Consider the following 16,980-nt stretch of genomic DNA (forward strand, 5'->3'; position numbering starts at 1 on the left):
AACTCAGAAATTGATGGTAACCTCGTTGCCTATGCCAGAGCTCATTCCCCGATGTTTCCTGATCGCCCACCAAGGACCCCAGGACCGGGATAATGATATCGAAGTGCATCTGGCCGAACTGGAAGAACTGGCCCGGGCCTGCGAGCTGGAGCCCGCGGGGCGCGAGCGCCTGAAACGGGCGACGGTGGAATCCCGGACCTTCTACGGCAAGGGCCAGATCGAGGCGGTGGCCCAGAAGGCCCGGAACCTGGGCGCCACCCTGCTGCTGTGCGACAACGACCTCTCCGGAAGCCAGATCCGCAATCTGGAAAAGGCCACCGGCATGACCTGCCTCGACCGCACCGGTCTGATCCTGGCCATCTTCGAGCAGCGGGCCCAGACCCGGGAGGCCAAGGCCCAGGTGGAGCTGGCCCGGTACGAGTACGAGCTGCCCCGCCTCAAGGGCGCCTGGACCCATCTGGAACGCCAGGTGGGCGGCGTTGGGGTCCGGGGCGGCGCCGGCGAGACCCAGATCGAGGTGGACCGCCGCATGACCCGCCTGCGCATCAGCCAGCTCAAGAAGGAGCTGGAGCACCTGCAGCGGGTCCGGAAGACCCAGGGCCAGGGCCGCAGCCCCAAGGCCCCCCGGGTGGCCCTGGTGGGCTATACCAACGCCGGCAAGACCAGCATCCTGAAGGCGCTGACCGGGGAGGGGGAGCCCCGGGACATGCTCTTCGCCACCCTGGACACCACCACCCGCAAGGCCTGGCTGGGCGTGGACGAGACCACCGGCGAGCCCCGGCAGGCCCTGGTCTCGGACACCGTGGGCTTCATCCGCAAGCTGCCCCACCAGCTCGTGGCCGCCTTCCGGTCCACCCTGGGCGAGGTGCGCACCGCCGAGGCCCTCCTGGTGGTGGCCGACGCCTCCAGCCCGGACCTGGAGGAGCACCTGAAGGTCGTGGGCGCCACCCTCAAGGAGATCGGGTGCGAGGACCATGCGCGGCTCCTGGTGCTCAACCAGGCCGACCGCCTCACCCGTCCCCGGCGCCTGGACCTCAAGCGCGCCCACCCCGAGGCCGTCCTCACCTGCGCCCTCACCCGGGACGGGGTGGAGGAGATCCGCGAGTGGCTCCTGGAACTGATTCCCGGCCCCCCCCGGCCCCGCACCCCCGAGGCGTGGGAGCTCTGAAACGGGACCGGCCCCCGGTCCAGGGGACCGGGGGCCGGGGCGGGGCCGCCTTTCAGTGGCGGCGCTTGTTGATGAGGCCTTCGAGCCGGGTCACGTCCAGCGTGCCGATGCCGGAGGCCGGGTTGTAGTCGGGAATGGCCTTCCAGTAGAGGTTGTCGCCGGTGGTGATGGCGTTGAAGGGGCTCCTGGCGCCGTAGCCGTGCTTCTTGTAGATATCGTAGAGCTGCGGGTTCAGGAAGCCGATGCGGTGGCCTGCGGCCTGGGTGAGCAGGGACGCGATGCCGTTGAGCTGGGGCGCCACGAAGCTGGTCCCGCCATTGCCGGCATAGAAGAGGCCGCCCTCGCAGGTGATGTAGCCCGTGAAGGGGTCGGCGTTGAGCGAGACGTCGGGCAGGTTGCGGCCTGCGTAGCCGGGGTCGATGGTGAGCAACAGCTCGGCGCCGGTCTGGCTGGGGTAGCTGGGGTAAAAGAAGAGGCTGTTGAAGGCCGCGGGCGTGCGCTGCCTGCCGGCCAGGCCATGCTGGTAGTGGGGAGCCTCGAAGTAGCAGCTCACGCCGCCGCCGCCGCCCACGGGGAACAGGTTGTAGTCGTAGTAGAACTGGCCGAACCACTTGACGTAGTACTCCTCGAGGTAGTTCCAGGCCCACGGCCGCTCCTGGGGCACCGTCACGGTGCCGTGGGCGCGCGGGATGACCACGGCCTGGGTGGTGCCGCCTGCGGCCGTGACGTAGGGATCGGACGCGGGGTGGTTCACGGAGTTGATGGGGGAGTAGTAGGGGGTGAACCAGTTGCGGTTCAGGTCGAAGGCGCCCGAATCGCCCGAGGAGGCGATGACGGGGATGCCCTGGGCCGCGGCCTGCATCATCACCTGCTTGTAGGCGGTGGCGGTGTCGCCGTCCAGGTAGACCTCCGCGGAGCCCCAGCTCACGGAGAGGGAGTCCACCTTGTTGTCGGAGACGGCCTTGTAGAACAGGTCGATGAAGCCGGAGGTGGTGTTGGGGGCCTCGTAGACCAGGATCCTGGCCATGGGGGCGATGCCGCCGGACTGCTGGACGTCGAGGGTCGTCTCGCCGGAGCCGTCGGTGCCGGTGCCGCCGTCCAGGGGGATTTCCGTGATGCGGTTGGCCAGCACGGGCAGCCCGATGGCCGACCAGTATTTGTAGGCGTCGGCCTGGTTGAAGGTCGCCAGGGTGGCGATGCCCAGGGTCGTGCCCTTGCCGGTGATGTTGCGGGCATAGAGGGGGTTGATGTTGTAGAAGTTGGCCACGTCGCCCACGGTGTAGCTGCCGGGCGTGTTGGTGGCCAGGGTGCCGGGAACGGGCATCACCAGGGGCGTGGCAGCCTCGCCCATGGCGGCGTCCTGGGCCCGGGCGGTCGTGACGGTGTGGGAATGCACGGCGGGCTCGGTGTCCAGCCCCGCGACGATCAGCACGATGTCCCCGATCTCCTTGGGGACCTTCGGCCTGCGGGTGGGCCGCTGATAGCGGTGGCGGCCTTCCTTCCAGGTCACGAGGTCGGTGGACAGGAGGGCGCTGAACTGGGAGGCGGTGCCTGTGGCTCGCACGATCATGTGGCTGTCGTAGATCTCGTTGATGGTGATGCCGTTCTTCTTCATGAAGGCGAGCACCTCGTGGAACTGCCAGTCCAGAGGTCCGAAGTTTTCTGCGAACTCACGGGTGGAGAGGAAATGGCGGAAGCCCCAGTGGTCGGGATCGACGCTGTTTTCGATGAAGCGTTCGAGGAGCTGGGTGTTGCGGAGCTTGAAGACCAGGGAGACCGTCTGGGGTTCCTCGGGGGCGACTGCGACCGGGGTGTCGGCCAGGACGGGGATGCTGCCGGCGCCCAGGATCAGGGCGAGGCCGGCAAGCGAGAGGTGGTGGCGAAGACGCATTGCTCCCTCCTTCGGTGGGGAAATGGCGTGGAAATGGGCTGAAAGGCGTTCCGGACGCCCGGTTGGGATTTAGGTCATGATTGGCGTTTGCAAAACCCGGGTCAAGATATGAATTGTTAAAAAACATTAAGCCGAGAAAGGGCTATCGGCCCGAACCAAATCCGTAGTTCAATAGTCAACTATTTTCCGCTCCGAACCGATCAGGAAGCAGGTTCCACGGAGTCCCCGCGATGAACAACACGAAGTTGTCCTTCAAGATCTTCCTGTCGGTGGGGGTCGTCCTGGCCCTGGTGGTCCTGGTGGCGGCCTGGGTGGTGGGCTCCCAGGAGTCCACCCTCATGGAGCGGGCCTTCGACGACAACCTCACCACCATGTCCGTGGCTTCCCGGAACATGTTCCACGCCACCGCCCAGGCCTACTGCGCGGCCCACGGCATGGCCTACCACCGGGTGGAGCCGGGGCGCTACGCCCCGGGCGTCGCGGGCGACTTCGAGCGGGCGTCCATGGACGCCTTCGCCGCCGACCCCGGCCTCGAGCTGCGCAAGGGGAACCTGAAGGAGGACGGGAAGGACTTCAAGTACACCCTCGCCCCCGCGCGCCTGAAGGAGGAGTGCATCCTGTGCCACGGCGCCGTGGGCATGGACGCCTTCAAGGACCGCAAGCCCGGCGACCTGGTGGCGGCCTTCGGCGTCTCCGTGCCCACCGGCGACCTGGAGCGCAGCGTGGCCCGCACCCGGCTGGTGACCGCGGCGGCCGGTCTGGCCCTCCTGGCCGTCGTGAGCTGGATGGTCACCTTCTCCGTGCGGCGCAACGTCCTGACGCCCCTCCTGGGGCTCTCGGCCGCCTTCGGGCGCATGGCCGGGGGGGACCTCACCGCCCGGGCCGAAGTGCTTACGGGGGACGAGATCGGGCAGCTGGCAGGGGCCTTCAACCGCATGGCCGGAGAACTGAACCGGGCCCTTCTGGACGTGAACCTGGCCTCCCAGCGGGTGGCTTCCGGGAGCATGGAGCTGGCGGCCAGCGCCGAGCAGATGACCCAGTCCGTGGGGGAGGTGGCCCATGTCAGCGCGGGCCTGAGGGACGCCGGCCGCGGCGTGCAGGATGCCCTGCGGATCCTGGACGAGAACGCAGAGACCATGGCTGCCCAGTCCAGCCACACCGGCACCGAAGCCGGCGCGGCCGTGGAGGACACGGACAAGGGGGCCCGGGAGGGCCGGGGCACCGCCGAAGGGATGCGGGCCATCCAGGAGGCCACCACCCGCATCGTGACCGCCGTCCAGGCGATCCAGGGCATCGCCCGGCAGACCAACCTCCTGTCCCTGAACGCCGCCATCGAGGCCGCCAAGGCCGGCAACGCCGGCAAGGGGTTCGCCGTGGTGGCCGAGGAGGTGCGCAAGCTGGCCGAACGCAGCGCCCAGGCCGCCCGGGAGATCGAGGGGATCCTCCGCCTCACGGAGGAGGCCGTGGCCGGAGGCGGCGCCAGCGTGAAGATCACGCTGGAGCACCTGGAAGCGGTGCGCGCCCGCATTTCCGGCATCGCCGGCCGCATCGGGACGATCGGCACGCTGAGCCGGGAACAGGCCCAGACCAGCGGCCGCGTGGGCCACCTCATGGACACGACGGCCCGCCAGCTGGACCAGAACGCCACCGCGGCCCACCAGCTGTCCACGGCGGTGGGGGAGGTGGCGAGGACCTCGGACGACCTGGCCTCCGTGGCGGAAGGCCTGAAGAACCTCGTGAGCAGGTTCAAGCTGTAGCCCATTCTTCCTCGGCGAACCTCGGCCCCTCGGCTACCTCGGCGATGCATTCAGTTTCTTGACCTTGCGGCGCATTGAACGGTTGCGCCGCAGGTTTTGGGAAAAGAAGGCATCGCCGAGGTAGCCGAGGGGCCGAGGTTCGCCGAGAAAAGAGCTCAGGATTCCTTGGCTTCCCTGGGCAGCCAGGCCACTCCGGCGGCCAGGCCGAGGGCCAGCAGCAGGCGAATGAACATCAACTGCCGGGAGATCCCGTGCGCCTTCTGGTAGGCCACCCGGTCCGGGTGCTCCTTCGCCAGGGCCTCCACGGGGCCGTCCATGCGGGCCTTGATGCGTTCCAGGCCGGGGCTGACGATGAACTGGCTGGTGAAGCACATGAGCAGGGTCACCAGGAGCGTGGCGGCCCAGAGGCGCTGGGGGCCCACGGGCTGATCCTCGCGGATCTCCTTCAGCCAGCGGGGGAAGAGCGCCAGGGCGCCGGCGACGCCGAAGGCGGCCCAGGCCATCCAGTCCAGGCGGCCTACCACACGACCGGCGATATGGCCGGCCACGTCCCGGCTGGGGAGGATCGAGAAGAGCAGGGGGGCGACCAGGAAAGCGAAGCCCAGGACCATGCCGGTCCAGAGGATGAGAATGCCGGCGGCTGCGGCGTCGGTGCGGACCAGGGGTTTCATGCTCACCATTCGTTATAGGGGATCTGGTTCTCGCCCAGGTCCTGGGACCCGCTGCGGATGCGGAAGATGCCCACCTCCGCGTCGGGGCTGTCGGTGTCGGGGGTCTCGAACTCGGTCACCCAGGTGTCCTTGGACTGGGTCATGGGGTCCACCGGGATATCCCGGATGTAGCCCTGGGTCCGCAGCATGTCGAGGGCGGTGGGATACTTGCCCTTGTCCGCCCGGAACTGCTCCAGGCAGTGGTTGAGCTGGAAGAGGTCCTCCTTGAGGACGGCTTCCTTGGCGGCCTTGGTGTGACGGCGGTAGCCCACGATGCCCACCGTGGCCAGCATGGCCAGGATGGTCATCACCGTGAGAAGTTCAAGTAGCGTGAAGCCGCGCTGTTTTCGCATGGATGGACCCTACCAGGATTGTGCGCCGATCGGCATCCAGGTTCAGGACAATTCTAGCCCAGGCTGGTGGCGGCGAACTTCTCCCGGGTGAAGAACTCCAGGAGGTCGCCTTCCTTCAGGCCCGTGTAGCCGTCCAGGTCGATGCCGCAGTCCAGGCCGTTCTTCACTTCGTGGACGTCGTCCTTGAAGCGCTTGAGGGTCTTGATGCCGCCTTCCCAGAGGGTGTCGGGGCCGCGCTTGACCCGGACCTTGAAGGGCTTCTGGACCTTGCCTTCCGTGACGAAGGAGCCGGCGATGACCGACTTGCCCACGCGGAAGATCTGCCGGACCTCGGCGAGGCCCTGGATGGTCTCGCGCTCCTCGGCGTCCAGCAGGCCCATCATGGCCGCGGTGATCTCCTCCGTGACCTTGTAGATGATCTCGTGGAACCGGATGTCCACGCCCTCTTCCTGGGCGAGTTCCTCGGTCTTGCGCTCGGCCTTCACGGAGAAGGCGATGACCGTGGCCTTGGAGGCCTCGGCCAGCAGGACGTCGTTCTCGGTGACGGTGCCGGCGGCGGCGTGGATGATGCGCACGCGCACCTTCTCGGTGGAGAGGCGCTCGAGGCTGCCCACCAGGGATTCCACGGAACCCGAGGTATCGGCCTTGATGATGAGGGGCAGTTCCTTGATCTGGCCGTCCTTGAGGGTGGAGAAGAGGTTCTCCAGGGTGACGCGCTGCTTGATCTGCGCGGCCGCCTTGGCCTTCTCCTGCCGGAAGGACACGATGTTGCGGGCCTTGGCCTCGTCCTCGACCACCTGGAGGTTGTCGCCGGATACCGGCACGGCCTCGAAACCGAGGATCTGCACGGCCATGGAGGGGGTGGCTTCCGTCACCTTCTCGCCGCGGTCGTTGAACATGGCCCGCACGCGGCCCATGGTGGCGCCGGCCACGAAGATCTCGCCGGCGTGGAGCGTGCCCTGCTGCACGAGGACGGTGGCCACGGGGCCCCGCCCGCGGTCGAGCCGGGCTTCCAGGATGGAGCCGGCCGCGGCGCACTCGTAGACGGCCTTGAGGTCCTTGAGGTCGGCCACCAGGAGGAGGGTCTCCAGCAGGAGATCCAGGCCTTCCTTGGTCTTGGCGCTCACCTTGACGCAGGGGATCTCGCCGCCGAAGGCCTCGGTCTGGATGCCGTACTGCAGGAGCATCTGTTCGACCTTCTCGGGGTTGGCGCCGGGCTTGTCGATCTTGTTGATGGCCACGACCATGGGCACGTCGGCGGCCTTGGTGTGGTTGATGGCCTCGATGGTCTGGGGCATGACGCCGTCGTCCGCCGCCACCACCAGGATGACGATGTCGGTGACCTTGGCGCCCCGGGCGCGCATCTTGGTGAAGGCCTCGTGGCCGGGCGTGTCGATGAAGACCACCTGGCGGCGGGCCCCTTCGGTGCCGTCCTTGACGTTGACGTGGTAGGCGCCGATGGCCTGGGTGATGCCGCCGGCTTCGCCCGCGGCGATCTTGCTCTTCCGGATGGCGTCGAGCAGCGACGTCTTGCCGTGGTCGACGTGGCCCATGATGGTGACGACGGGAGGCCGGGGAAGCTTCTCGCCCTGCACGTCGCTGCCCTCTTCGGCGGCGATCTGCACGTCCTCCTCGAAGGAGACGATGTCGGCCAGGTACCCGAACTCCCGGGCGATCTCCTTGGCCAGCTCCGTGTCCAGGGGCTGGTTGATGGTCGCGAAGATCCCGCGGTGCAGGAGCTTGGCCACGACGTCCTTGGCGGGGCGGTTGCACTTCTCCGCCAGTTCCTTCACCGAGACGCCTTCGGACAGCATCACGATGCCGATCTCGTCGTTCACGTACTCCGTGGCGATCTGCTGGGCGCGGCTGCGGGGCTGCCTGAGCTTGAGCTCGAGCTCCTCGGCGAGGCGCTCGGCCTTGCTGCGCTTGTCGTCCTTCTTCTTGCCGGTGAAGTGGCCGCCGCGGCCCGGGCCCTTCTGGGCGTTGGGGTCGATGGCGGTGGTGGCGGGCAGCGAGGGGCCGCGGCCGGGGCCGCCGGGCCTGCCGGGACCTCCGGGACGGGGACCGCCGGGGCCGCCTGGGCGGGCTCCGGGACCGCCGGGACGGGATGGTCCGCCCATGCCGGGACGGGAGGGCCCGCCCATGCCGGGCCGGGAAGGACCGCCGGGACGCGCGCCGGGGCCGCCGGGGCGGGGGGCGCCGCCCGCGGGACGGGCCTGCGGGAGCTGGATGTACCGGGCCGGCTCGGTGGTCTTGGGGGCCGGGGCCGGGGTGTCGGACATCTTGATGCGGGTGAAGCCGCCTTCGGGCCGCAGCTCGGTGATCGAGGGCGGGATGAAGGGACGCCGGGAGGGGGCGGGGGCCGTGGGCTCGTGGCGGATCTCGCCCTTGCCGGTGTTGGTGGCCATGGGCAGGACGGTCTTCTCGGGCTGCGGCTGGCCCGAGCGCTGCACCTGGGGCTGCTGGCCGGGGCGCTGGATCACGGGCCGGGCGCCGGCTTCCGGACGGATCCGGGGCGGGGCGGGCTGGGGCAGCTGGATGTAGCGGGCGGGTTCCTGGGCCTTGGCCACGGGGGCGGGGGCCTGGGAGACGCGCAGACGACTGAAGGTCTCCTGGGCGGGGGCCTTGGCGGGCTCGGCCGCAGGCTCGGAGGCGCGCACTTCCACCGGCACGGGGGCCTGGGCGGGCGATTCCGCGGGGGCGGGCGGCTGAACGGCCACGGGCGCCGGCTCGGCCACGGGAGCGGGAACGGCGGGCTCGGCCTTCTTGATGAGCACGGCCGGCGCCGGGGGCGGCGGAGGGGGGACGGGAGCGGGGGCCGGCGTCACGGACTTCACCACCCGCACGGGCGTCTGGATCACGGGGCGCGGCTGGACCGCGGGCTCCTCGTGGGTCCGGGGCTTGTTCTCAATGACGCGACGCACCGACTGGACCTGGTCGTCCGTGAGGTTGGAGCTGTGGCTCTTGCCCTGGATGTTCAGGCGCTTTTCGAGGGCGTCGATCACTTCGTGATTACTCACGCCAAGCTCTTTTGCTAATTGGTTGATGCGCAGCATGAAGGGGCTTACCTCGATAGGTGGAAGGGGCGGAGGAGATAACCGGGAGGGGCCCAGGGTCTACTCTCCGAACCGGGCGTGCACGGCGTCGATGAGACGGAAGGCCAAGTCCTGATCCATGCCTTCGATGGCGAGCAGTTGCTCTACGGTCATAGTGTACAGGGATTTGATATCCAGATGACCGGCGGCGGCGAGGTTTTCCACGATGGCCTCGGTGAGGCCTTCGACTGCTCCCAATTCTTCGGGAATCTTGGACTTGGGAGCCTCCTCCACAAGGGGGGCCTCGGAGAGGGCCTGCCCCATGGCGGCCTCGGTGTCGCGGCGCTTCTCGGCCTCGCTGCGAACGTCGATGTTCCAGCCAGTCAGCTTGGCGGCGAGGCGAACATTCTGGCCCCGCTTTCCGATGGCGATGGAGAGCTGCTCGTCGTCCACCACCACTTCCACCCGGCGGTGCTCCAGGTCGGTGACGGTGACGCGCAGGGCCTTGGCCGGGTTGAGGGCGTTGGCGATGAAGCGGCTGCTGTCCTCGTCGAAGCGGACGATGTCGATCTTCTCGTTCTTGAGCTCGCGGATGATGGCCTGGACGCGGCTGCCCTTGAGGCCCACGCAGGCGCCCACCGGATCCACGTCGGGGTCCAGGGAGTGCACGGCGACCTTGGCGCGGTCACCGGCTTCCCGCACGCAGGAGCGGATGACCACCGTGCCGTCGTGGATCTCGGGGACCTCCTGGTCGAAGAGCTTGATCAGGAGCCGGGGATCGGTGCGGCTCACCTGCACCTGGGGGTCCTTGGCGGACTTGTCCACGGCGGAGATGACGACCTTGATGCGCTGGCCCTTGTCGAAGCGGTCGCCGCGCAGGGCCTCGGAGCGCCGGAGCATGGCCTCCACCCGGTCCACTTCGAGGATGATGGCGCTCTTCTCGAAGCGCTTGACCTCGCCGACCACCACCTCGCCGATGCGGTCGGCGAAGTCGGTGAAGATGCGGTCGCGCTCGGCCTCGCGCACCTTCTGCACCAGGACCTGCTTGGCGGCCTGCGCCGCGATGCGGCCCAGCTGGCTCGTGTCCTGGGGCAGCCAGAGGGTGTCGCCCTCGGCGGCGTCGGGGTTCAGGGCCTGGGCCTCCTCGAGGCTGATCTCCAGGTCCTCCTCCTCGACGATGGGCACGACCATCTTGAGGGCGTAGACGTGGAACTCGCCGGTCTCCCGGTCCATCTGGGCCTGGAAGTTGCCGTAGAAGTCGAAGCTCTGGAAGTACTTCTCCGCGGCCTTGACGAGGGACTCCTCCACCGCCTTGAACACGTCCTCTTCAGGAATGCCCTTCTCGGCGGCGATCATCTTCACGGAATCGAAGAAACTGGTTGCTACGAGTGCCATGCGGTCTCCTTGCCGGCGCTTTTCTCTACGCGGGCAGCTGTCGGTTGTTCCGGCACGTGCCGGGGTTTGGGGGCCTTGTCCTCGTCGAAGGGAGCGAGGCGGGCCTTCTGGACGGACTCGAAGGGCACGGTCTTGAGGGCGTTGTCCTCTTCCAGGACGACGGCCTCCTCCGTGACTTCGGTGATCCATCCCTTGAAGCGCTTCTGGCCGTTGATGGGGCTCGCGGTCTGCACGCGGCAGAGCCTGCCCAGGAACCGGCGGAAGTGGTCGGGTTTGGTGAGGGGGCGTTCGATGCCCGGGCTGGAGATCTCCAGGTTCATGGTCTCCCGCAGGTTGGGGAACTCCACGTCCAGCCAGGTGACGAGCCCGTCGTTGGCGGCCACGCAGTCGTCGAGCGTGATGGCCCGGTCGCCCTCCGGCCCCCGGTCCAGGTGGTCGATGTAGAGGCGCAGGATGTCGTCCCGGCCTTCCTTGGCGGTCTCCAGGCACACCAGCTCGAATCCCAGCAGCGCCAGCTGCCGTTCGACGGGGTCCTTGAGTTTTTTCACATCCATGGGGGGGAAACCTTAAAAGCTGTTGGGGCGGGCTGAACCCACCCGACAAGGCTCTCCAAAGCTCTGGGTGCAGCGGCCGGGTTCCACCGATTGCCCTGGAGCCCGGAAAAATCCAGGCCGAATTCAACGGAGAAGAATATCGTCCTTCGTGCCGCATAACAAGCGAAATATCCTTGAGGCACAAACCATCCCGCCCCAAGACAAGGTCGCCGATTGAGGGCACCATGGATTCCGGGAGCGCCATCATGACCACGATTCTCGACGGAAGGGCCCATGCGGACCGCATGCTGGGCGAGGTGGCCTCGGCCGTGGAGGCCCGGGCGGCCCGGGGGCTGCGCGCCCCCTGCCTGGCGGTGGTGCTGGTGGGCGACGATCCGGCCAGCCAGGTCTACGTGCGTGGCAAGGTGGCCGCCTGCGCCCGCACCGGCATCCGCTCGGTGGAACGGCGCCTCCCGGAGGGCGTCTCCCAGGAGGAGCTGGAGGCGGTGGTCGCCGGGCTCAACCGGGATCCCCTGGTGGACGGCATCCTGGTCCAGCTGCCCCTCCCGGCGGGACTGGACGCGCGGCGGGCCACCCACGGAATCGATCCCGCCAAGGACGTGGACGGCCTGCACCCCCTGAACCAGGGCCTGCTCCTGGAGGGCCTCCCCGGGCTCCGCCCCTGCACCCCCTCAGCCTGCATGAACATGCTCGCGACCTACGGCATCGACCTCAAGGGCATGCGCGCCGTCGTCCTGGGCCGCAGCGAGATCGTCGGAAAGCCCATGGCGCTCATGCTCCTGGAGCGGCACGCCACCGTCACCATGGCCCACAGCCGCACCCGGGACCTGCCCGCGCTCTGCCGGGAGGCCGATCTGCTGGTGGCCGCCGTGGGCCGGCCCGGAATGGTGGAGGGCTCCTGGATCAAGCCCGGGGCCGTCGTCCTGGACGTGGGCATCAACCGCGTGGAGGACCCGGCCCTGGGCGAGGCCATCTTCGCGGCGGACCCCGGCAAGCTCCGGATCCTGAAGGAGAAGGGCGGCGTTCTCTGCGGGGACGTGCGCTTCGCGGAAGCCGCGGCCGTGGCCGGCGCCATCACGCCCGTGCCCGGCGGCGTGGGGCTCCTCACCATCGCCGGCCTCATGGCCAACACCCTCCAGGCCTGCGAGGCCCGCTAGAATCACCCTTCACCTTCACGGAGCCGTCATGTCCTATGTCCGCAGGGAGGCGTTCCTCCCCTTCACCCGGCCCATGGTGGGCCAGGAGGAGATCGCAGAGATCATCGATTCCATCGAGTCCGGCTGGATCACCACCGGGCCCAAGTCGGGCCGCTTCGAGGAGGCCCTCCAGGAGTACAACGGCGTTCCCCACTGCCTCGTCATGAACAGCGCCACCACCGCCCAGGAGATCACCATGCAGTGCCTGGGCATCCGGCCCGGGGACGAGGTCATCACCACGGCCCTCACCTGGGTGTCCACGCTCAGCACCGTCCTCCTGCAGGGGGGCGTGCCCGTGCTGGTGGACATCGACCCGGTCACCCTGAACCTGGATCCCTCCAGGCTGGAGGCGGCCATCACCCCCCGCACCCGGGGCATCATCCCCGTGCACCTCACGGGCCTGCCGGCCCCCATGGACGAGGTGTGGCGCATCGCCCAGGCCCACGGGCTCTGGGTGGTGGAGGATGCGGCCCAGGCCATGGGCGCCGCCTACCGCGGGCGCAGGATCGGCTCAGACCCCCGCTCCGTCTTCTCCGTGTACAGCTTCCACCCCAACAAGAACATGACCACCGGCGAGGGCGGAGGCATCGCCTTCCACGACGGCTCGTTCGAGGCCCGCATCAAGCGCCTTCGCTTCCACGGCATCGAGCGCGACGCCTGGAAGCGCCAGTCCAAGGAGGGCAGCCCCCACTTCGACGTCACGGAACCCGCCCGCAAGGCCAACTTCATGGACCTGCAGGCCGCCATGGGCCTCCACCAGATCAAGAAGCTGGACGGCTTCAACCAGCGCCGCGGCGTACTCTTCCGCCGCTACCTCGAGCTGCTCGGGGACGTGGAGGCCCTCGTGCTCCCCGTGCCCGGGGACGAGGTCCACCAGCACTGCTTCCACCTGTTCGTCGCGCGGATCCGGCCCGAAGTGGCCGGCATGGACCGCGACGCATTCGTGGCCCGGCTCAAGGACGAGAACATCGGAACCGGCATCCACTACCGCCCCGCCCACGTGCACAGCTTCTACCGGGACTTCTACCGGGAGCACGCCCACGCCCTGCCCGCGGAGGGCCTGCCCCACACCGAGTGGAGCGGCGAGCGCCTCATGAGCCTGCCCCTCTGGCCCGGCCTCACCGAAGCGGACCAGGACCAGGTGGTGGCGGCCATCCGGCACGTGCTGGCAAACTAGGCCGAACGACCGACAATCTGGGAGATGGCCATGTTTCCAGCGCTCCTCCTCTCCGCCGCCCTGTCCCTCCAGCCCGCCCCCTCCGCCCGCCCCGACTGGGTGGGGCGGCTGCCGGAGGCACCCGGTCGCCTGTACGCCATGGGCACCGCCGACCTGGGCGCCCGGGAGGGCCAGTCCATCACCCGGGCCTCGGACCGCGCGCGCCTGGAGGTGGTGACCCGCCTCCGGGCCACGGTCAAGGGGCAGACCAGCGTCGCCACCCGCACCGCCGAATTGAAGCGGGAAGGCCTTGCGACCGTGGGGTCAGGCGAGCGTGTGGTCCGGGACGACGTGAGCGTGGGCGCCCGGGCGGAGGATCTGCCCGGCCTGGTGGTGGAGCAGACCTTCACCGACCCCGGCGCCCGTACCGTCTATGCCCTGGCCTACCTGGACCTGTCGCTGGCCCGCACCACCCTGGCCAGCCGCCTGGACCGGGTCGGGCAGAGCCGCGCCCGCCTGGGCCGGGAGCTGAGCCGCAAGGCCCTGTGGAAGTTCCGGAAGATGACCCTCGACCTGGACAGGCTGGACGAGTCCATCGCCCTCCTGGCCGTGACCGGGGTGGGGGCGGACCTCCGGCCAGCCCTCCAAGCCGAGCGCGCGGCCGTCGACCTCCGCATGGACCAGCTGAACCAGGCGGACCTTCCCCCCGTGGACTTCTCGAAGACGGCCATGTCCGTCCGCTCCAACGTGGACCTTCCCCTGGGGGTGGAGTCCTACCTGAAGACCCAGGTGACCGCCTGCGGGCTCATCGCCCGGGAGATGGACCCGGATCTGGTGCTGGACCTCGCCTTCGCGGGCGGCGCCAGGGGGCCGGAGTTCATCTTCACGGACCTGGACATCTACAGCGGCGTGACCTACCGCATGGAGGCCAAGCTGACCCTCACGGAAGGGGGCGGCGCCCCCCTGACCCGCACCGTGCCCATCGTCATCGTCCAGGGGGATTCCCCGGAAGGCATGGTGAATCAGTTCCGCCGGCAAATCGAACGCTGGCTCCCGAGGCTTCTGGGAGAGTTCAAGGCCGAGATGCAGTAGCCCTACTCCAGGACCACCCAGACGCGCCGGCTGTCCTTGACGCCCTGGACGAGGCTCATCATGGCTTCGGACAGCTGCTTGCCCTTGGAGGACCCGTCGGCCAGATCCACGACCATCACCACATCCTCGCTGCCGGCGGGGAGGCTGACGCTCCGGGGGAATTCCCGGTCCACCTTGGCGGATTCGGGATGGGACGGGGGATCGGGGATGCGGAACCCCGTGCCCTCCTCCAGGGCCTCGGTGCTGGTTCGGAAAAGGGAGGCCAGGGCCACGATGGCGGACCCGGACGGCTTGATCTTGTCCCGCTCCCAGAAGGAGATGGAGGCCTGATCAACGCGCAGGGCCTCGGCCATCTCCTCCTGCGACCATCGCCAGGTGAGACGAACCGCCTTGATGCGGTCTCCCAACGAGGAGACGGAGAGTGGGGCGTCGGAATTTGAATCGAATCGCTTCAATTGGATCACTCCTACTGTCGTCCTAAGATTGACTTAAATGCCCCACAATATGCAACGGCACGACCCTTTGATGAAAAGAGATGGAGCTTTGTTCCAAGGCCGGCCAGGAACTTGACTGTGAAAAAGAAGTCAGATCCGTTCGTGCGGGAGTGTCGGCACCGGTGCATAAAGAGCCGTAGAGGGATCTACCAGGTACAGATTACTGATTCGCCCGGTATATGCGCAAGCATACGTTTGAATTTGATCCGCGAAACGGGTTTGTTCATACCCATCGCGGAAAATGGACCCCCATCGGGCATTGAAGGTGGATTCCAGCCGGGCATCCAGACTTGCGATTTCCAGGGCCTGGGCCTGGGTGGCGGTTCGTGAAGCGTCAATTTCGTCTTTCATGGCCCTGGCTTCCAAGTCCAAGGCTTGGAGGGCTTCATGGGAAACCCGGGGGGCCAGGAGGTGCCGATGTTCCCTATTTCTTTTATATAAGTTCTCAAGGAGGGAGGCCCGAATCTCCGATTTCCGCCGGGCGGACTCCAGACGAAGGAAATCCTGCAATTCGGTTGCCTGTTCTTCCAGTTGCTCAAGCTGCCAGGCCAGCTCCGGAATGAGCAGCATGGTGTGCCAGGAAACATTCTTTTTGGACCGGAGGATATCGCCGTAGATATGGTCCCCCACGTAGAGGATTTCCTCCCCCCTGGCGTCCAGCAACTCCTCCATCCATAGCGCATTACCCCCCGAATAGGCGGCCTTTTGCCCGGGGAGCGGCTCGGCGGGGGGCGTTTCCAGGAAAAAAACGGGCTTCCGGGAGCTGACGACGACCAGGTCGAAGTAGTCGGTCCAAAGGGGGCGGGCCGGATCCTGCCCGTCCAGGAGGAAGCTGAGCACCCCCTCAGTGAAGCTCCATTCGCTGTTGCTCACCACGAACAGCTTCTTGCCCGCCCGTTTCCAGCGGTCCAGCGCGGTGGGAAGGTCCGGGTCCCGGAGGATGAAGAGTTCCCGGTTGGCCAGGATCTCCGCCTTCATGACCCCGTTGCGGTGGGCGGAGTCGATGGCCCAGCGCACGTCCTGGAAGACCTGGAGGTAGTCCCGCCCCGGGAGCTCTCCCCCGTCCAGGGCGTCCACCAGCACGGCGTAGAGGTGGCACTCGGGGATCTCGAACAGGGTGTCGATGCTCCGGAAGGCCCCGGCGCGGGACACCAGCCGCCTTCTCCCGTAGATGGCGTCCACCTCCTCCCGCCCAAGGGGCCGGCTGCCGTGGCAGGCCCGCACCACCTGCCGGGCGCTGTCCAGCTTGAGGAGGTTGCCCCGGGAGCCGTCCAGCACCAGACCGCGGATGGCGAAGGCGGGATCGAAGTGGGTGTCCAGGAGCCGGGCCGGGTAGCCCTTTTCGGTCACCAGGAGGCGTACGGAATGGCAGTAGGCCAGTTCCTCGATCTCCGGGGACTTGTAGTGGCTCAGCGTGTAGTCCATGTCGAACCCCACCGCCCGCACGTCCCGGAAGTGGATGTTCCGCAAGGGGAAGACCTTCCGGGCATGGGGCAGCCGGACCTGCTCCCCCTGTTCGATGAAGCGCGGAATGGGGAGCAGGGACGGGATGATGTTCTTCATCAGTCCACCTTGATGGCGAAAGGCTTGAACCCGTGGTTCTTCAGCTTCTGCATGGAGACGTCGGCGGCGTCGCGCTTCGTGGCGGTGGCCAGGCGGACCTTGAAGAGGCCCTTCTCGGAAAGGGTCTCGGTCTTGAAGCCCGCGGCCTTGGCTTTGCCCGCGACCGTCCGGGCCTCGGCGGCGTCGGGCGTGGAAACCAGCTGGAGGGTCCAGCGGCCGTCCTCCTTCTTCGGGGGCTCGGGCTTCTTCGCCTCGGGCTTGGGAGGCTCGGGGGCCTTGGCCTTGGGGGCTTCAGGGGCCTTGGGCTCCTGCGGCTTCTCGAAGCCGGCGCCGGAGCCGGACTGCTCGAGGGCCTTGAGCTGTTCGGCCATGGTGGCGGGGAGTTCCTCCAGCTCCTCCCCGGTGTCCCGGGACAGGGGCCGGCGGAGGGCGGCGCTCTGCTTGCCCACCTGGACCCCCAGCACGTAGCACAGGGTCAGGAGGCCCACGCCCACCGCGGTCACCAGGAGGATGGCCTGACGGCTCAAAACGACGGTCTGGGAATCGCGGACGGCCATGGGGGGGATTATAACGAGTACCGGAGCCAATATCCGGAGGATGACGCTATGATCTCTGA

At 67.9% G+C, this 16,980-nt stretch carries 14 protein-coding genes; 5 read left to right on the forward strand and 9 right to left on the reverse strand.

Annotated features, from left to right (window positions below; all coding sequences use genetic code 11):
• The first annotated feature begins 31 nt into the window (after nt 1-31).
• Nucleotides 32-1,168, forward strand: coding sequence for a GTPase HflX (hflX, locus tag ACZ5MC_RS01825; protein WP_306598551.1), 1,137 nt, complete (start codon nt 32-34; stop codon nt 1,166-1,168).
• A gap of 52 nt (nt 1,169-1,220) precedes the next feature.
• Here hflX and ACZ5MC_RS01830 read toward each other — a convergent pair whose 3' ends face one another.
• Entirely contained in the window at nt 1,221-3,059 is a 1,839-nt protein-coding gene (locus ACZ5MC_RS01830) for a S53 family peptidase (RefSeq protein ID WP_306598552.1), read from the reverse strand.
• A gap of 230 nt (nt 3,060-3,289) precedes the next feature.
• Between ACZ5MC_RS01830 and ACZ5MC_RS01835 the strand changes: the two genes are divergently transcribed.
• Nucleotides 3,290-4,816 carry a methyl-accepting chemotaxis protein gene (locus ACZ5MC_RS01835; RefSeq protein ID WP_464516902.1) on the forward strand — a complete coding sequence of 509 codons (1,527 nt, stop codon included), beginning with the start codon at nt 3,290-3,292 and terminating at the stop codon, nt 4,814-4,816.
• 155 nt (nt 4,817-4,971) lie between these two features.
• Here the strand turns inward: ACZ5MC_RS01835 and ACZ5MC_RS01840 are convergent, their stop codons facing one another.
• The 5 genes from ACZ5MC_RS01840 to ACZ5MC_RS01860 are packed head-to-tail and all read right to left on the reverse strand — an operon-like array spanning nt 4,972 to nt 10,863.
• Entirely contained in the window at nt 4,972-5,487 is a 516-nt protein-coding gene (locus ACZ5MC_RS01840) for a DUF4149 domain-containing protein (RefSeq protein ID WP_464516903.1), read from the reverse strand.
• A 2-nt stretch (nt 5,488-5,489) separates the two neighbouring features.
• A complete protein-coding gene (locus tag ACZ5MC_RS01845) occupies nt 5,490-5,879 on the reverse strand; it encodes a type II secretion system protein (RefSeq protein WP_306598555.1) in 390 nt (129 codons plus the stop codon).
• Nucleotides 5,880-5,932: 53 nt separating this feature from the next.
• Nucleotides 5,933-8,935: a translation initiation factor IF-2 gene (infB, locus tag ACZ5MC_RS01850; protein ID WP_306598556.1), complete on the reverse strand. Its 3,003-nt coding sequence runs from the start codon at nt 8,933-8,935 to the stop codon at nt 5,933-5,935.
• A 60-nt stretch (nt 8,936-8,995) separates the two neighbouring features.
• The gene (gene nusA / locus ACZ5MC_RS01855) at nt 8,996-10,309 is read right to left on the reverse strand and encodes a transcription termination factor NusA (RefSeq protein WP_306598557.1); all 1,314 of its coding nucleotides are present in this window, start codon (nt 10,307-10,309) and stop codon (nt 8,996-8,998) included.
• Nucleotides 10,297-10,863 carry a ribosome maturation factor RimP gene (locus ACZ5MC_RS01860; RefSeq protein WP_306598558.1) on the reverse strand — a complete coding sequence of 189 codons (567 nt, stop codon included), beginning with the start codon at nt 10,861-10,863 and terminating at the stop codon, nt 10,297-10,299. The genes nusA and ACZ5MC_RS01860 overlap by 13 nt, the downstream gene beginning before the upstream one ends.
• Nucleotides 10,864-11,108: 245 nt before the next feature.
• Between ACZ5MC_RS01860 and folD the strand changes: the two genes are divergently transcribed.
• Genes folD through ACZ5MC_RS01875 form a run of 3 tightly spaced genes read left to right on the forward strand, consistent with a single transcriptional unit; the run spans nt 11,109 to nt 14,307 of the window.
• On the forward strand, nt 11,109-12,020 hold the full coding sequence (gene folD, locus ACZ5MC_RS01865; RefSeq protein WP_306598559.1) for a bifunctional methylenetetrahydrofolate dehydrogenase/methenyltetrahydrofolate cyclohydrolase FolD: 912 nt from the start codon (nt 11,109-11,111) through the stop codon (nt 12,018-12,020).
• Nucleotides 12,021-12,048: 28 nt separating this feature from the next.
• On the forward strand, nt 12,049-13,236 hold the full coding sequence (locus ACZ5MC_RS01870; RefSeq protein WP_306598560.1) for a DegT/DnrJ/EryC1/StrS family aminotransferase: 1,188 nt from the start codon (nt 12,049-12,051) through the stop codon (nt 13,234-13,236).
• 30 nt (nt 13,237-13,266) lie between these two features.
• A complete protein-coding gene (locus ACZ5MC_RS01875; RefSeq protein ID WP_306598561.1) occupies nt 13,267-14,307 on the forward strand; it encodes a hypothetical protein in 1,041 nt (346 codons plus the stop codon).
• 2 nt (nt 14,308-14,309) lie between these two features.
• Here ACZ5MC_RS01875 and ACZ5MC_RS01880 read toward each other — a convergent pair whose 3' ends face one another.
• From ACZ5MC_RS01880 to ACZ5MC_RS01890, 3 genes are all read right to left on the reverse strand, one after another.
• Nucleotides 14,310-14,771 carry a helix-turn-helix domain-containing protein gene (locus ACZ5MC_RS01880; protein WP_306598562.1) on the reverse strand — a complete coding sequence of 154 codons (462 nt, stop codon included), beginning with the start codon at nt 14,769-14,771 and terminating at the stop codon, nt 14,310-14,312.
• A gap of 120 nt (nt 14,772-14,891) precedes the next feature.
• Nucleotides 14,892-16,364 carry an HAD-IG family 5'-nucleotidase gene (locus ACZ5MC_RS01885; RefSeq protein WP_306598563.1) on the reverse strand — a complete coding sequence of 491 codons (1,473 nt, stop codon included), beginning with the start codon at nt 16,362-16,364 and terminating at the stop codon, nt 14,892-14,894.
• A complete protein-coding gene (locus ACZ5MC_RS01890) occupies nt 16,364-16,921 on the reverse strand; it encodes an SPOR domain-containing protein (RefSeq protein ID WP_306598564.1) in 558 nt (185 codons plus the stop codon). Before ACZ5MC_RS01890 ends, ACZ5MC_RS01885 begins: the two co-directional genes overlap by 1 nt.
• Nucleotides 16,922-16,980: the final 59 nt, after the last annotated feature.

This window comes from Mesoterricola sp. JemC181 (assembly GCF_055384585.1).

Excerpts from the sequence above, each read along its gene's own strand:
- ACZ5MC_RS01835 (WP_464516902.1), top strand. The coding sequence starts at position 3,290 with ATGAACAACACGAAGTTGTCCTTCAAGATCTTCCTGTCGGTGGGGGTC.
- infB (WP_306598556.1), bottom strand. The coding sequence starts at position 8,935 with ATGCTGCGCATCAACCAATTAGCAAAAGAGCTTGGCGTGAGTAATCAC.
- ACZ5MC_RS01885 (WP_306598563.1), bottom strand. The coding sequence starts at position 16,364 with ATGAAGAACATCATCCCGTCCCTGCTCCCCATTCCGCGCTTCATCGAA.
- hflX (WP_306598551.1), top strand. The coding sequence starts at position 32 with ATGCCAGAGCTCATTCCCCGATGTTTCCTGATCGCCCACCAAGGACCC.
- folD (WP_306598559.1), top strand. The coding sequence starts at position 11,109 with ATGACCACGATTCTCGACGGAAGGGCCCATGCGGACCGCATGCTGGGC.
- ACZ5MC_RS01840 (WP_464516903.1), bottom strand. The coding sequence starts at position 5,487 with ATGAAACCCCTGGTCCGCACCGACGCCGCAGCCGCCGGCATTCTCATC.
- ACZ5MC_RS01875 (WP_306598561.1), top strand. The coding sequence starts at position 13,267 with ATGTTTCCAGCGCTCCTCCTCTCCGCCGCCCTGTCCCTCCAGCCCGCC.
- nusA (WP_306598557.1), bottom strand. The coding sequence starts at position 10,309 with ATGGCACTCGTAGCAACCAGTTTCTTCGATTCCGTGAAGATGATCGCC.
- ACZ5MC_RS01830 (WP_306598552.1), bottom strand. The coding sequence starts at position 3,059 with ATGCGTCTTCGCCACCACCTCTCGCTTGCCGGCCTCGCCCTGATCCTG.
- ACZ5MC_RS01860 (WP_306598558.1), bottom strand. The coding sequence starts at position 10,863 with ATGGATGTGAAAAAACTCAAGGACCCCGTCGAACGGCAGCTGGCGCTG.
- ACZ5MC_RS01890 (WP_306598564.1), bottom strand. The coding sequence starts at position 16,921 with ATGGCCGTCCGCGATTCCCAGACCGTCGTTTTGAGCCGTCAGGCCATC.
- ACZ5MC_RS01845 (WP_306598555.1), bottom strand. The coding sequence starts at position 5,879 with ATGCGAAAACAGCGCGGCTTCACGCTACTTGAACTTCTCACGGTGATG.
- ACZ5MC_RS01870 (WP_306598560.1), top strand. The coding sequence starts at position 12,049 with ATGTCCTATGTCCGCAGGGAGGCGTTCCTCCCCTTCACCCGGCCCATG.